The sequence below is a fragment of the Hoeflea sp. 108 genome, assembly GCF_000372965.1.
Classification (GTDB): domain Bacteria; phylum Pseudomonadota; class Alphaproteobacteria; order Rhizobiales; family Rhizobiaceae; genus Aminobacter.
In genome coordinates this window covers 1,920,129-1,934,790 of record NZ_KB890024.1, presented here as the reverse complement: position 1 = coordinate 1,934,790, position 14,662 = coordinate 1,920,129, and the positions used below count along the sequence as shown (strand labels likewise).

Here is a 14,662-nt window from a genome sequence, read left to right as displayed (position 1 = left end):
GCCCGGAATTCCGGGGTTTTTCACATGAAAAAAGCCGGACCGAAGTCCGGCTTTTTGTTTGCAGTGCAACTTAAGGTGCAGCTTAATGAGCGAAGCTCGCGCCGACATCCTCAGAAGCGTCCGGCTTGGCCGCCGGAACATCGACCGGCTCGGTCCATTCGATCGGCTCTGGCTGGCGCACCAGGGCGTGCTTGATGACCTCGCCCATGCGGCTGACCGGGATGATCTCCATGCCGCTCTTCACGTTTTCCGGAATGTCGGCCAAGTCCTTGGCGTTCTCTTCCGGGATCAGCACCTTCTTGATGCCGCCGCGAAGCGCTGCAAGCAGCTTCTCCTTGAGGCCGCCGATCGGCAGCACGCGACCACGCAGCGTGATCTCGCCCGTCATCGCCACGTCTGCCCTGACCGGGATACCGGTGAGGATCGAGACGATGGCGGTGGCCATCGCGGTGCCGGCAGACGGACCATCCTTCGGCGTCGCACCTTCCGGCAGATGCACGTGGATGTCGCGCTTGTCGAACAGCGGCGGCTCGACGCCGAAGTCGAGGGCACGGCTGCGGACATAGGATGCCGCGGCCGAGATCGACTCCTTCATGACGTCGCGCAGGTTGCCGGTGACCGTCATGCGGCCCTTGCCCGGCATCATCACGCCTTCGATGGTCAGCAGCTCGCCGCCAACCTCGGTCCAGGCCAGACCGGTGACGACACCGACCTGATCCTCGCCTTCGACCTGGCCGTGACGATAGCGCGGCACGCCGAGATACTCGTCCAGATTGGCCGATGTGATCTTCACCGACTTCTTCTTGGTCTTCAGGATCTCGGTCACGGCCTTGCGCCCGAGCTTCATCAGCTCGCGCTCGAGGCTGCGCACGCCCGCTTCACGAGTGTAGGTCTGGATGACGGCACGGATCGCATCTTCCGAGACCGAGAACTCCTTGGGCTGGAGCGCGTGGTCGCGAACCACCTTCGGCATCAGGTGCCGCTTGGCGATCTCAACCTTCTCGTCCTCGGTGTAGCCGGCGATACGGATGATTTCCATGCGGTCCATCAAGGGCGCAGGGATGTTCAGCGTATTGGCCGTCGTCACGAACATCACGCTCGAGAGGTCGTACTCAACCTCGAGATAGTGATCCATGAACGTTGCGTTCTGTTCCGGATCGAGCACCTCGAGCAGCGCCGACGACGGGTCGCCGCGGAAGTCCTGGCCCATCTTGTCGATCTCGTCGAGCAGGAAGAGCGGGTTGGACTTCTTCGCCTTCTTCATCGACTGGATGACCTTGCCGGGCATCGAGCCGATATAGGTGCGGCGGTGACCGCGGATCTCGGCCTCGTCACGCACGCCGCCGAGCGCCATGCGAATGAACTCGCGGCCGGTCGCCTTGGCGATCGACTTGCCGAGCGAGGTCTTGCCAACGCCGGGAGGACCGACGAGGCACAGGATCGGGCCCTTGAGCTTCTTCTGGCGGCTCTGCACGGCCAGGTACTCGACGATGCGGTCCTTGACCTTGTCGAGACCGAAATGATCGGTGTCGAGCACCTCCTGGGCAAAGTTCAGGTCCTGCTTGACCTTGGAGTTCTTGCCCCACGGAATGGACAGCAGCCAGTCGAGGTAGTTGCGCACGACAGTGGATTCTGCCGACATCGGCGACATCGTCCGAAGCTTCTTCAGCTCGGCCTCCGCCTTTTCGCGGGCCTCCTTGGACAGCTTCGTCTTCTTGATGCGCGCCTCGATCTCGGCAGCCTCGTCACGGCCGTCCTCACCCTCGCCGAGCTCCTTCTGGATCGCCTTCATCTGCTCGTTGAGATAGTACTCGCGCTGGGTCTTCTCCATCTGCCGCTTGACGCGGCTACGGATGCGCTTTTCCACCTGAAGGACGGAGATCTCGGCTTCCATGAAGCCCATCGCCTTTTCCAGCCGCTCCTTGACGGAGAGCGTGCCAAGCATTTCCTGCTTCTCGGTGATCTTGATCGCGAGATGCGAAGCGACCGTATCGGCGAGCTTGGAATAGTCCTCGATCTGGCCGGCTGCGCCAACCACCTCGGGCGAAATCTTCTTGTTCAGCTTGACGTAGTTTTCGAAATCGGAAACCACCGAACGCGCAAGCGCCTCGACCTCGACTGCCTCCTCTTCCGGTTCGCTCAGGATGAGAGCGTGGGCCTCGTGGAAGTCGGGCTTGTCGGTGAAGGACTGAATCTTGGCACGCGTTGTGCCTTCGACCAGCACCTTGACGGTGCCATCGGGCAGCTTCAGCAACTGCAGCACATTGGCGAGCGTGCCGATGTCATAGATGGCATCCGGCTCGGGATCGTCGTCGGCGGCATTCATCTGGGTCGCAAGCAGGATCTGCTTTTCCTGACCCATTACCTCTTCCAAAGCCTTGATCGACTTTTCACGCCCCACGAAAAGCGGGACGATCATGTGCGGGAACACGACAATGTCGCGCAACGGCAGGACCGCGAAGGTTCCTTCGCTGGAAGAGCGGGATATTTTGGCCATTGTCCAACCTTTCATATCGCAGCCGCGCAAGCGCCAGCCGCGAATCTCATATTAACGACCATGGACGGTTCCGCCTACCGCCGATTACCGCGCGGTGCATTAGAGCACGGAACATAACCCATCGCCTCATCTCCGTTAGTTGGAGCTTCGCCGGGTAAACATCAAGGCCAATCCCCAACAGGTTTGGCACACGTTTCCCTGAAGCCCCAAAATGCGGAACGGCGCCGCTGGGGCGCCGTTCGCTGGAGCGGTAGTCCGTATCGCCGCATCGCGCGTTCACGAAGCGGCAGGCAGTTTGCCAAGCCCTCAGGCGCTGACGTTGCCCTTCTTTTCCTTCTGTTCGGAGTAGATGTAGAGCGGCCGGGCGCTGCCGGTCACCACTTCCTCCGAAATCACCACTTCCTGTACGCCTTCCAGCGCCGGAAGCTCGAACATGGTGTCGAGCAGGATCGCTTCCATGATGGAACGCAGGCCGCGGGCGCCGGTCTTGCGCTCGATGGCGCGCTTGGCGATCGCCGACAGAGCGTTCTCGTGGAACGTCAGGTCAACATTCTCCATCTCGAACAGGCGCTGGTACTGCTTGACCAGCGCGTTCTTCGGCTCGGTCAGGATCTGGATCAGCGCCGGTTCATCGAGGTCCTCGAGCGTCGCCAGGACGGGCAGACGGCCGACGAATTCGGGAATCAGGCCGAACTTCAGCAGATCTTCAGGCTCAACCTGGCGGAACAGGTCACCGGTGCGGCGATCTTCCGGCGAAGCAACGGTGGCACCGAAGCCGATCGAGGTCTTGCGGCCGCGGTCGGAGATGATCCGGTCGAGGCCGGCAAAGGCGCCGCCGCAGATGAACAGAATATTAGCGGTGTCGACCTGCAGGAACTCCTGCTGCGGGTGCTTGCGGCCGCCCTGCGGCGGCACGGAAGCGACGGTGCCTTCCATGATCTTGAGCAGCGCCTGCTGAACGCCCTCACCGCTGACGTCGCGGGTTATCGAGGGGTTGTCCGACTTGCGGCTGATCTTGTCGATCTCGTCGATGTAGACGATGCCGCGCTGGGCCCGCTCGACATTGTAGTCGGCAGCCTGGAGCAGCTTGAGGATGATGTTTTCGACATCCTCGCCAACGTAACCGGCTTCGGTCAGCGTCGTGGCGTCAGCCATGGTGAACGGCACGTCGATGATGCGGGCGAGCGTCTGGGCGAGCAGCGTCTTGCCGCAGCCCGTCGGGCCAATCAGCAGGATGTTCGACTTCGCCAATTCGACGTCGTTGCTTTTGCCGGCATGAGCCAGGCGCTTGTAGTGGTTGTGGACGGCCACCGACAGCACGCGCTTGGCGTGGGGCTGCCCGATGACATAGTCGTCCAGTACCTTGAGGATCTCCTGCGGGGTGGGCACGCCTTCGCGCGACTTCACCATCGAGGTCTTGTTCTCCTCGCGGATGATGTCCATGCACAGTTCGACGCACTCGTCGCAGATGAAGACGGTCGGGCCGGCGATGAGTTTGCGTACCTCATGCTGGCTCTTGCCGCAGAACGAGCAATAGAGCGTGTTCTTGGAGTCGCCGCCGCCGTTGCTGACCTTGCTCATCGTGTCCAAGTCCTTTCACAGCCGTCCTGCCGGTCGCCTGGCCAGTGACGCATATGCAATCTAACGACGGACGCCGCTACCGCCATCCCAGGCCGCCGCAACGAAATCCGTACAACACACATTCCAGAAGTCGCTGCAACGATTCGCGGCACCCACGGACGACGCTAAGCCGTCGAAACTCAACGCAGCCTTAACGTAGGCTGCCGCAAGCGCCGAGGGAACAGCAAATTGTGTCCGAAATGCCGCAAGGCATCTCAAAAATGCGAGATGTGACCTCGTATGCAGGTCGCAGCGTCCAATCACGAAGCCGTGGCACCCTCGGCAACGTCACGGCTTTCGATGACCTTGTCGATCAAACCGAAGTCGCGCGCTTCGTCGGCGGTCATGAAATGATCGCGGTCGAGCGTCCGTTCAATGGTCTCGTAGTCCTTGCCCGTGTGCTTGACGTAGACCTCGTTGAGGCGACGCTTGAGCTTGACGATATCCTGGGCGTGGCGCTCGATGTCGGACGCCTGCCCCTGGAAGCCGCCGGAAGGCTGGTGCACCATGATGCGGGCGTTCGGCGTGGCAAAACGCATGTCCTTGTGGCCGGCGCAGAGCAGCAACGATCCCATCGAAGCCGCCTGGCCGATGCAGAGCGTCGAGACCGCCGGCTTGATGAACTGCATGGTATCGTAGATCGCCATGCCCGAGGTCACGACGCCGCCGGGCGAATTGATGTAGAGGTTGATCTCTTTCTTCGGGTTCTCGGCTTCGAGGAACAGAAGCTGGGCGCAGACCAGCGTCGCCATGCCATCCTCGACCGGACCGGTGATGAAGATGATGCGCTCCTTGAGCAGGCGCGAGAAGATGTCATAGGCCCGCTCACCGCGATTGGTCTGCTCGACCACCATCGGAACGAGGTTCATGTATGTTTCGACGGGGTTCTTCATCGACTATCCCTTTATCGAGATGGGATTCCAGCGCCGGACGGGCAGAATCGGTTCAGAGGCTTTGCCCTGTAAATAGGATGCCGCCTTGCCATTGCGCAAGATGTGCAAGCAAGCCTGCATAAGCGAGGGAGACGAGACAATGAGCGAAGCCCGGGACGATGCGACCATCGGCTTCTACGGGATTGAAGCGGATGCCTATACGTCACGCAGCAAGCCGGCAACCGAACGGCTCGAACGTTTCGTCGAGCGCCTGCCCCTCGGCGGCAAGGTGCTGGAGCTTGGTTGCGGCGCGGGCCAGGACAGCGAGGCGATGATTGCGCTCGGCTTCGACGTCACGCCGTCGGACGGCACGCCCGAGATGGCCGCTGCAGCAGCCAGGCGACTGGGGCGGCCGGTCGAGGTGCTGCTGTTCGGCGACATCGACGGACACGAACTCTACGATGGCGTCTGGGCGAACGCCTGCCTGCTGCATGTGCCGCGCGTCGACCTGCCCGGCATCATCGCCAGAATACAAGCTGCGCTGCGGCCAGACGGCGTCTTCTACGCCAGCTACAAGGCAGGCACCGCCGAAGGCCGCGACGGCTTCGGTCGTTACTACAACTATCCATCGGCCGAATGGCTGTCCGGCGCCTATGGCCACGTTGGCTGGCAGAATGTGGAAATCGGCGAAGCTGCCGGCGGCGGCTATGACGGGCTGCCGACAGACTGGCTCTATGTGCTGGCGACGAAGGACAGCTAGCCCCGTCGCCGCCGGCCCTACAGCCGGATCACATATTCCTTGCGGGTCGTCTCGAGCACTTCCCAGCTTCCCCTGAAGCCGGGCCTGAGGACGAAACTGTCGCCGGCGCGCACTGTGCGGGCTTCGCCGCTGTCTTCCGCAATCACCGAGACGCCCGCGAGGATGTGGCAGAACTCCCATTCGTCATATTCGATGCGCCACTTGCCTGGCGTCGATTCCCATATGCCGGCATAAAGCCCGCCATCGGCCTCTTCGGCGTTCCAGGTGCGGAATTTCGGATCGCCCGAGATCAGCCGCCCTTCGGCCGGCGCTCCGGCTTCCGGCTCGATGCCGTTGACGTCGATGGTCAGAAAATTCGCCAAGATCCTGCTCCAGACATGAAAAACCCCGGCAGCGCGAAACTGCCGGGGTCCAACTCTTGCACGGCCGATCAGGCCTTGGCCAGCGCCTGCTCGAGGTCGGCGATGATATCGCTGACATCTTCGATGCCGACGGAGAGACGAACCACATCGGGGCCGGCGCCCGCCGCCACCTTCTGCTCGTCGGAGAGCTGGCGGTGGGTCGTAGAGGCCGGGTGGATGACCAGCGACTTGGTGTCGCCGATATTGGCGAGATGCGAAAACAGCTCCAATCCCTCGACGAACTTGACGCCGGCTTCGTAGCCGCCCTTGAGGCCAAAGGTGAAGACGGCGCCTGCGCCCTGCGGCGAATATTTCTTCATCAGCGCATGGTTCTTGTCGCTCTTGAGGCCGGGATAGGCCACCCATGCAACCTTGGGGTGGTCGGAGAGCCAGCCGGCGACGGTGAGCGCGTTGTCGCAATGGCGCTGCATGCGCAGCGGAAGCGTCTCAAGTCCGGTAAGGATCAGGAAGGCGTTGAAGGGCGAGATCGCTGGGCCGAGGTCGCGCAGGCCAAGCACGCGCGCGGCAATGGCAAAGGCAAAATTGCCGAAGGTCTCGTGCAGCACCACCCCGCCATATTCGGGGCGCGGCTGCGACAGCATCGGGTATTTGCCCGACTTCGACCAGTCGAAGGTGCCGCCGTCGACGATGACGCCACCGATCGAATTGCCGTGGCCGCCAATGAACTTGGTCAGCGAGTGCACGACAATGTCGGCGCCATGTTCGATCGGACGGATGAGATAGGGGCTCGCCAGCGTGTTGTCGACGATCAGCGGCAGGCCGTGCCTACGGGCGATGTCGCTGATCTTGTCGATGTCGACGAAGGTGCCACCGGGATTGGCCAGGCTCTCGATGAAGATGGCCTTGGTCTTGCTGTCGATCTGCTTTTCGAAGCTTGCGATATCACCGGTGTCGGCCCAGCGGACCTCCCAGCCGAAATTCTTGAAGGCATGACCGAACTGGTTAATCGAGCCGCCATAAAGCTTGTTTGCTGCGACAAAGTTGTCACCGGGCTGCATCAGATTGTGAAACACCAGCATCTGGGCGGCATGACCAGATGCTGTGGCGAGCGCCGCCGTGCCGCCTTCGAGCGCGGCGATGCGCTCCTCGAGCACGGCCTGCGTCGGGTTCATGATGCGGGTGTAGATGTTGCCGAAGGCCTTGAGCCCGAACAGCGAGGCCGCGTGGTCGGCGTTGTCGAACACATAGGACGTCGTCTGATAGATGGGCGTGGCACGGGCGCCGGTGGCCGGATCGGGCTTGGCGCCGGCATGGACGGCGAGCGTGTTGAAGCCCGGGGTGCGCTGGGACATCTTTTTCCTCCAAAGAACAGGTCAGTCAAATCGGCTGACATCTTTGGCGAAGGCCGCGGCGGAAAGCAAAGACGAAAATTTCACAACCGCCTGCAACAACAGACATAATTTGCGCGGCGGCCGAAGTGGCCGTGCGAAAACAGACTATTTTGCGCGGATGCCGAAGCTCTGGAAACCCTGGCGCATGACCGGGCGCTTCGACGACAGCACGCCTGAATTGACACCCGTCCAGCCGATTTCGCCGGCAAGGCGGGCATATTCGATCTTGGGGCAGCGGTTCATCACCACCTTGATGCCCGCCGCCTCCGCCCTCGCCGCGGCCTCGTCATTGCGGACGGTGAGCTGCATCCAGACGACCTTGGGCAGCGGATCGAGGTTCAGCACCTCATCGATGATCGCCGGCACCGCGCTTGCGGCACGGAAGATGTCAACCATGTCGATGGCGACAGGAATGTCGGCCAAGCTGGCATAGGTCATGCGGCCGAGGATCTCCCTGCCGGCATGGCCGGGATTGACGGGAAAGACCTCGTAACCCTTGTCGATCAGGTACTTAGTGACGAAGTAGCTCGGCCTGACGTCGTTGGCCGAGGCCCCCACCACCGCGATCGTCCTGACCGTGTTCAATATCTCGGCGACATAGGCATCGTCATAGGCATCGTGGTTCATAGCCGTCCTCGCTCGACGGTTCCGGATACCGCCTTTCAGGCTGTCGCGCAAACCGACGCGTCAGGCGGCAAGCGTCTGGCCGCCGTCGGCGAGCAGGGTCTGGCCAGTGATCCAGCCGCTCAGCGGCGACGCCAGGAAGAGGATGACGCGGGCGATGTCCTCTGGGGTGCCGAAGCGTCCGAAGGGGAAGCTTGCCTGCGTCCTGGTGTAGAGGTCGGGATTGTCGACGCGGCATTTGTTCCACCAGCCACCTGGGAATTCGAGCGAACTGGGGGCGACGCAGTTGGCGCGAATTCCTTTCCTGGCCAGCGCCGCTGCCTGCGAGCGGGTGAAATGCATGATTGCAGCTTTGGCCGCCGCATAGGCTGGCGTCATCGGTGCTGCGGCGAAGGCGGTGCGCGACGAGATGTTGACGATTACCGGATTGGTGCCCTTTTCAAGATGAGGTTGGGCGGAGCGGGAAACACGCACGGTGGCAAGCACATCGATGCCGAGGCTCGCGGCCCAATCGTCCTCCGCGCCGGAACTCGCCTTGCCGGTGGCGTTGTTGACCAGGATGTCGATGCCGCCAAGGGCTGTGGCGGCATCGGCGACATAGGCCTCTATCGAGCCGAGGTCGGCGAGGTCGCACAGCCCGGCATGGGCGGTGACACCATGCGCGGCAATGCGGCCTCGGGCCATTTCCAGGTCGGCCGCGCCGCGTGCACAGATCGAGACCGAAGCGCCGACCGCAGCGAAAGCGAGTGCGGTGTGCAGGCCTAACCCCCTGCTGCCGCCGGCAACGACCACACGGCGCCCCTTCAGACCGAGATCGAACATTTTTTAGGCTCCCTGAAAATCCTCGCGGGCAAACCTATCCGCAAAAATTTCATGCTCAAGCAGAAAATTACCTTGCACTGACAGTCCGCGTCGCCATGGTACCGAATCTGAATGCCCGACGAAGCCGCATTCCATTGCCGGTCCTGCGACAGCAGGAGGCGGCGCCGGATGGCAAGCCACGGATGGGAAAGCTGTGGTTTGAAGGCACGGAGGCACGTTACAAATGACTGGGAATAGCGAAGATAGGCCGGGCGAACAGGCAGGCTCGGATGTGCGGAAGATGACATCGAACGAACCGGAAGAACTGGCGATGCCGGAGGCCGAAGGTGCGGTGCGCGAGCTCAACCGCACTGCTCGCAACGCTTCGGGCCGTAAGCCGAGCCGCAAGACCGAAGGCGTGCAGGAAAAGATCCTCGACGCCGCTGCCAAGGTGTTTGCCCAGAAGGGCTACCAGCTGACCAAGCTCAGCGATATCTCGGACGAAATCGGCCTGCATGTGACGGCGCTTCGCTATCACTTCCCGACCAAAGACGTGCTGGTCGAGGAGATGATCAACAGCCTGACCCGGCAACTGCACATCAGGCTTCTGGCAACGCTGCAGCAGATGCCGCCCGAGGCGCGCTATCGCGAGCGTATCGAGGCGGCCGCGATCACCTATCTCAACACGACGCTTACGAAGCTCGACTACATCGCCGCCCATGGCAACGTCATCAACCAGATCCCTCAGGACGTGCGCGACAGGCATTTCGGCCTGCTGAACGAGACCAACAAGATCTGGCGCGACCTGATGGCGGCGGCGGCCGAGGCGGGTGAATTGAGGTCGGGCATAAATGTGTCGCTCGCCAACCAGGTGCTTCAGGGCACCCTGATCTGGACCCGCGAATGGTACCGGCCGGGTGCACTGACGCCGACAGACCTGGCGGTGCAGATCCTCGACATCCTGTTCGACGGCATGTCCCCACGCGGCCAACCGACGTCATAACGGTCAGCGCGCTGCCGCCTTCGGCGAGAAATGAGTCTCGAGCTTTCCTTCGAGGCCCTTGAACGCATCGGCATCTTCAGGCGGCGGCAGCTGGGCCGAGATGACAGGCCATTTGGCCGCATAATCCTTGTTCATCTTCAGCCACTTCGCGGCGCGTGGGTCGGTGTCGGCGAGAATGGCGTCGGCCGGGCACTCGGGTTCGCAGACACCGCAGTCGATGCACACCTCGGGATCGATCACCAGCATGTTCTCGCCCTCATGGAAGCAATCGACCGGGCAGACCGCCACGCAGTCGGTGAATTTGCAGCGCACACAGGCGTCGGTCACCACATAGGCCATTTGTCATCCCTCCAAAGCGGTGGCCGGAAGCTAGCGAACATTTTTTACACTTCAACAGGAAATTTCTTGTTGGAGTAGAAAAAATGTCTTGCGCCCGGGACCGGATGCCCGTAGCTCTAGGGCCACGAGTAACCGGGAGGGGTTAGTTGGAACTCGACCTTTTCATTTCTGGCATCGGCGGCCAGGGCATCCAGCTTGTCGGCAAGTCGCTGGCGCTTGCTGCCATCAGGGACGGCAGACATGTGATGCTTGCCGGCGAGTATGGCGGCCATATGCGTGGCGGCAGTTCGGTAGGCACTGTTGTCATTGGCGCCAAACCGCTGAAGGCGCTGCCGATCCTGCCGCATGCCGGCTCAGCCATCGCCATGTCGCACCTGTTCTGGGAGCGTGTCGGCTCGCGGCTGCGGCCCGGCTCGCTGGTGCTCGCCGAAGAGACAATCGCCGCCGACCTGCCCGACATGCAAAGGCACCGGATGGTCAAGCTGCCGGCCACAGCGATTGCCACCGAACAGGGCAGCCGCATGGCCGCCGGCATGGTGATGCTGGGCGCCTTCGCGGCCCTGACCGGCGCGGTGAAGATCGACAGCGCCGTGGCTGCCATGGCCGAGCAGATCCCGTCCTATCGCCGCCAGCACATCGACGCCAATGAGCGGGCGATCCGCGCAGGGGCGGCCGCTGTCACGCCGTTGGCCTTCGCCGTCGACTTCGACGCACGGGAGGTCGCATGAGACAGGTCACGCGCGGCACACTCGTCATCGATGCCGATCGCTGCAAGGGCTGCGAACTCTGCATCGTCGCCTGCCCTCCCCGGGTGCTGACCATGTCCAGGACAGGCAATGCGACAGGTTATCTCTATCCCGAACTCTCGCCCGGCTGCACCGGTTGCACTGCCTGCCAGCAGGTCTGCCCCGACTTCGTCTTCGAAGTCTACAAGTACCACGAGCCGATCGTTTCGGGCTCGGACGCCGAAAGGATGCAGTGATGACGATGCGCTTGATGGACGGCAGCGAAGCGATCGTCGAGGCAGCGATCCAGGCGGGCCTGCGGTTCTATGCCGGATATCCGATGTCGCCGGCGACCGAGCTTCTCGAATACATGGCCGAGAAGCTGCCGCACCATGACGGTGTTTGCATCAACGCGGCGACCGAGATCGAGGGCGTCAACATGGCGCTGGGTGCCGCAGCGGGGGGCTTCCGCGCCGCCAGCGGCTCCTGCGGCCAGGGCCTGGCGCTGATGCAGGAGGCGATTGCCGAAGCCGCGCTCAACGAGACGCCTGTCGTCATCTTCAACATGGCGCGCAACCAGCAGGACTATTTCCAGGCGACCCGCGGTGGCGGCTGGGGAGACTACCGCACCATCACGCTGGCGCCCAAAGACCTGCACGAGGCGGTCGAACACGCCCAGCTCGCCTTCCACCTCGCCGACAAATACCGGGTACCGGTCATCTTCATGGGCGACAATCTGCTTGCCCGCACGCAGATGGGAACGACGCTGCCCCAGCTTGACCTCGAGCCGCTGCCACCCAAGGACTGGCAGCTCGACGGCACCTCTGGCGGCACCGGCAAGTCGCGGCAGATCTGGACCTTCGGCTGCGGCAAGACCAACGACCCCGGCCCCGGCCCGAGCAAGCACTGGGAGCGGATCGCCGCGAAGTTCGACGCCATCGCCGAAGTCGAGGCGCGTCATGAGCAGGGTTTCGTCGAGGACGCAGAGACGCTTGTCGTGGCCTTCGGCTCCGGCGGCAAGTTCGTCGAACATGTGGTGCGAGAGATGCGCGCCGACGGCCACAAGGTTGGCTATTTCAGGCCGATCACTCTGTGGCCTTTCCCGGGTGACGCGCTGGAAGCGGCATCGCAGGACTGCAAGCGCGTGCTGGTGTTCGAACTCAACGCCGGCCAGATGATCGACGACGTCAGGCTCAACGTGCGCGACCGCAAGCTGGTCAAGGCCATCGGCGGTGTCAGCTTCGACGAGTCCGGCCTGAACCTCGGCCCCCTCATGGATGCGACGGTGATCCGCGAACGCATCGAGCTAGCCGTCAATGGAGCCAGCCAATGAGCATCGTGATGACCACGCGCCCGCCCGAGGCGCCGAGCAACAAGGTGGCTGCGTTCAAGCCGACTTTGCTGCAGACGGAAGAACACCACCTCTGCCCCGGTTGCGGCGAACCGGTGGCCATCCGCCTCGTGCTTGAAGTGATCGAGGAGCTCGGCCTAGCTCAAAAGAACGTATCGATCATCGGGCACGGTTGTTACGGCTCCTTCATCATGACGATGGACGTCGACTCCACGCTCTGCCTTCACGGACGCGCCCCAGCTGTTGCCACCGGCCTCAAGCGCATGCGCCCGGAGGTTGCCGTTTGGACATTGCAGGGCGATGGCGACATGACCAGCGAGGGCCTGGCTGAGATCCTGCACGCCACGGCGCGCGGCGAAAACATCACCTGCATCCTGCTCAACAATGGCGTTTTCGGCGACACAGGCGGCCAGATGACCGCATCTTCAGTCATCGGCCAGCGCACCAAGAACACGCTGGAAGGTCGTGACGCCGCCTATCACGGCCATCCGATCGTCATCGGCGACATGGTGGCTGCCATGCCCGGCTCGGCCTATGTGGCGCGCGGCTCAGTGCATAACGCGGCTTCCATCGCCGCCACGCGGCGGCTGATCCGCAAAGGCTTCCAGCGGCAGATGGAAAAGAAAGGGCTCAGCCTTGTCGAGATCCTGACCATGTGCCCGACCGGTTGGTTCGTGCCCGCCTCTGGTGGAGCCGACTACATGATGGAATCGCTCGGCAAAACCTATCCGCTGGGCGAGATCAAGGACATTTCGGCTGCGGAATGAAGCAATGCTGCGTCTGACCCATCGCATCCTCGACCTCGCCGTCAGCTCGACGCCCAACGCGCTGGCTGCGTCGCTGGACGAACACACGGTGACCTTCGCCGAGGTCGACAAGGCAGCAAACGCGATGGCGCGGGCGCTGCAGTCGCTCGGCATCAAGCGCGGCAGCCGCGTCCTATTCCAGGCGGAGATGGCGCTCGACCATCTCGCCTTCTATTTCGCCACCCAACGGCTCGGGGCTGCCTTCGTGCCGCTGAACCCGGCGCTGTCGCGCGAGGAAATCAGGCCCATCGCCGCATATATTCGCCCCGACCTTCTGGTGCTCGATCCGGCGCGCCAGAACGCCGGCAATTTCGGGACGTCGCTCGCCGACATCGCGGTCGCCATCCTTGGAGCAGGTGAAACGGCAACAGCAGGCGTCAATCTCGATGCCCTCGCGGTCAAGGCGAGCGCGGCCCCCTTGCCCGAGTTCGGTGTCTCGGAAGAAGACACCCACGCCATTTTCCTCACCAGCGGCAGCACCGGCCTGCCAAAGGGTGTGGTTGTTTCGCACAAGGCGAGCTGGCTGCGCTCGTATCTCGGCGCCTCGCGTTTCGTCACCTCGGGTGGCCGCGGCGAGCTGATGACCTTTCCGATGTTCCACTGGGCCGGCTGGAACTATCTGATGGAAAACTGGGCGCACCGGCGTGCCGCCCATTTCGTCAGCCGCCCCGACGGCGACATGCTCGCCCGCGCCATCGACCGCTGGAAACCGGCGTTCCTTTACTGCATCCCGGCGATCTGGGAACGGTTGCTCGCCTCCAACGTCGCCTTCGACGGATCTGTCGTGCGCTCAGCGGCGTCGGGCACGTCGCGGTTCGATCCGGTGCTGATGGACCGTATCCGCGAACGCTTCCCCCGCGCCTATCGGGCGGCGATGTACGGCTCGACCGAATTTGGCGCGGCACTTGGCCTCAACGATTCCGACATAGACCGCAAGCCGGGCTGCGTCGGCCTGCCATTGCCCGGCAACGAGACGCGTATCGTCGACGGCGAACTGCAACTGCGCTCGCTAAGCATGATGGACGGCTATTTCGAGCTGCCGGAGCAGACGGCCGAAGTGTTCGTCGACGGCTGGTACCGCAGCGGCGATCTCGCCGAAGCCGACGAGGAAGGTTTCCTGACGATCACCGGCCGTCGACGCGAGGTCATCCGCTCGGGCGGCGAGACGGTGGCGCCTGCCGAGGTCGAGCTGGCGCTCGCCGGCTGTCCGGGCATCCGCTCCGTCGCAGTCGTCGGCCTGCCGGATCCTGTGTGGGGGGAATTGGTCTGCGCTGCCGTCGTGCTCGACCAGCCCGGCCAATGCCCAAGCCTCGACGCCGTCCGCAACCATCTCGGCCAATCGCTGGCGGCCTTCAAACATCCGCGCCGCATCGTCGCCGTCGACGAGCTGCCGAAGACGCCGGCAACCGGACAGATCATGCGCTCGCGGGTCAGGGAGTTGGTCCTGCAAATGCACTGACACGGATTTTCAACCCGGGGAGGAGGAAGCCCCGGTCTTTTGGGAGGAAGAC

Annotated in this window: 15 protein-coding genes; 7 read left to right on the top strand and 8 right to left on the bottom strand. The window is 62.9% G+C overall.

From position 1 onward, the window contains the following. Window positions 1-82 precede the first annotated feature (82 nt). The 3 genes from lon to B015_RS0109305 all read right to left on the bottom strand — a co-directional run bounded on the left by lon (window position 83) and on the right by B015_RS0109305 (window position 5,010). Complete coding sequence (gene lon, locus B015_RS0109315) at window positions 83-2,497, bottom strand: endopeptidase La (protein ID WP_018427422.1); 2,415 nt, start codon at window positions 2,495-2,497, stop codon at window positions 83-85. A gap of 306 nt (window positions 2,498-2,803) precedes the next feature. Next, a complete protein-coding gene (gene clpX, locus B015_RS0109310; protein WP_018427421.1) occupies window positions 2,804-4,078 on the bottom strand; it encodes an ATP-dependent Clp protease ATP-binding subunit ClpX in 1,275 nt (424 codons plus the stop codon). 299 nt (window positions 4,079-4,377) lie between these two features. Then, window positions 4,378-5,010 carry an ATP-dependent Clp protease proteolytic subunit gene (locus B015_RS0109305; protein WP_018427420.1) on the bottom strand — a complete coding sequence of 211 codons (633 nt, stop codon included), beginning with the start codon at window positions 5,008-5,010 and terminating at the stop codon, window positions 4,378-4,380. Between the two features lie 139 nt (window positions 5,011-5,149). Here B015_RS0109305 and B015_RS0109300 point away from each other — a divergent pair, with 139 nt between their 5' ends. Then, window positions 5,150-5,749: a methyltransferase domain-containing protein gene (locus B015_RS0109300; protein ID WP_018427419.1), complete on the top strand. Its 600-nt coding sequence runs from the start codon at window positions 5,150-5,152 to the stop codon at window positions 5,747-5,749. A gap of 17 nt (window positions 5,750-5,766) precedes the next feature. Here the strand turns inward: B015_RS0109300 and B015_RS0109295 are convergent, their stop codons facing one another. The 4 genes from B015_RS0109295 to B015_RS0109280 form a co-directional block, all read right to left on the bottom strand. Continuing rightward, a complete protein-coding gene (locus tag B015_RS0109295) occupies window positions 5,767-6,111 on the bottom strand; it encodes a cupin domain-containing protein (protein ID WP_018427418.1) in 345 nt (114 codons plus the stop codon). A 68-nt stretch (window positions 6,112-6,179) separates the two neighbouring features. After that, window positions 6,180-7,463: an O-acetylhomoserine aminocarboxypropyltransferase gene (locus B015_RS0109290; protein WP_018427417.1), complete on the bottom strand. Its 1,284-nt coding sequence runs from the start codon at window positions 7,461-7,463 to the stop codon at window positions 6,180-6,182. A 144-nt stretch (window positions 7,464-7,607) separates the two neighbouring features. Beyond that, complete coding sequence (locus B015_RS0109285; protein WP_018427416.1) at window positions 7,608-8,129, bottom strand: CoA-binding protein; 522 nt, start codon at window positions 8,127-8,129, stop codon at window positions 7,608-7,610. A gap of 60 nt (window positions 8,130-8,189) precedes the next feature. Further along, entirely contained in the window at window positions 8,190-8,948 is a 759-nt protein-coding gene (locus tag B015_RS0109280; protein ID WP_018427415.1) for an SDR family oxidoreductase, read from the bottom strand. Window positions 8,949-9,228: 280 nt separating this feature from the next. Between B015_RS0109280 and B015_RS0109275 the strand changes: the two genes are divergently transcribed. Beyond that, window positions 9,229-9,930, top strand: a complete 702-nt coding sequence (locus B015_RS0109275) for a TetR/AcrR family transcriptional regulator (RefSeq protein WP_018427414.1) — start codon at window positions 9,229-9,231, stop codon at window positions 9,928-9,930. A gap of 3 nt (window positions 9,931-9,933) precedes the next feature. Here the strand turns inward: B015_RS0109275 and fdxA are convergent, their stop codons facing one another. Then, window positions 9,934-10,269 carry a ferredoxin FdxA gene (fdxA, locus tag B015_RS0109270; RefSeq protein ID WP_018427413.1) on the bottom strand — a complete coding sequence of 112 codons (336 nt, stop codon included), beginning with the start codon at window positions 10,267-10,269 and terminating at the stop codon, window positions 9,934-9,936. Window positions 10,270-10,415: 146 nt separating this feature from the next. Here fdxA and B015_RS0109265 point away from each other — a divergent pair, with 146 nt between their 5' ends. Genes B015_RS0109265 through B015_RS0109245 form a run of 5 tightly spaced genes read left to right on the top strand, consistent with a single transcriptional unit; the run spans window position 10,416 to window position 14,610 of the window. Then, window positions 10,416-10,997: a 2-oxoacid:acceptor oxidoreductase family protein gene (locus B015_RS0109265; RefSeq protein WP_018427412.1), complete on the top strand. Its 582-nt coding sequence runs from the start codon at window positions 10,416-10,418 to the stop codon at window positions 10,995-10,997. Then, window positions 10,994-11,251 (top strand): 4Fe-4S dicluster domain-containing protein, encoded by a 258-nt coding sequence (locus tag B015_RS0109260; protein ID WP_018427411.1) that lies wholly within the window; start codon window positions 10,994-10,996, stop codon window positions 11,249-11,251. The genes B015_RS0109265 and B015_RS0109260 overlap by 4 nt, the downstream gene beginning before the upstream one ends. After that, window positions 11,251-12,327 carry a thiamine pyrophosphate-binding protein gene (locus B015_RS0109255; RefSeq protein WP_018427410.1) on the top strand — a complete coding sequence of 359 codons (1,077 nt, stop codon included), beginning with the start codon at window positions 11,251-11,253 and terminating at the stop codon, window positions 12,325-12,327. The genes B015_RS0109260 and B015_RS0109255 overlap by 1 nt, the downstream gene beginning before the upstream one ends. Continuing rightward, window positions 12,324-13,112: a thiamine pyrophosphate-dependent enzyme gene (locus tag B015_RS0109250; RefSeq protein ID WP_018427409.1), complete on the top strand. Its 789-nt coding sequence runs from the start codon at window positions 12,324-12,326 to the stop codon at window positions 13,110-13,112. The genes B015_RS0109255 and B015_RS0109250 overlap by 4 nt, the downstream gene beginning before the upstream one ends. A gap of 4 nt (window positions 13,113-13,116) precedes the next feature. After that, the gene (locus B015_RS0109245; RefSeq protein ID WP_018427408.1) at window positions 13,117-14,610 is read left to right on the top strand and encodes a class I adenylate-forming enzyme family protein; all 1,494 of its coding nucleotides are present in this window, start codon (window positions 13,117-13,119) and stop codon (window positions 14,608-14,610) included. Window positions 14,611-14,662 lie beyond the last annotated feature (52 nt).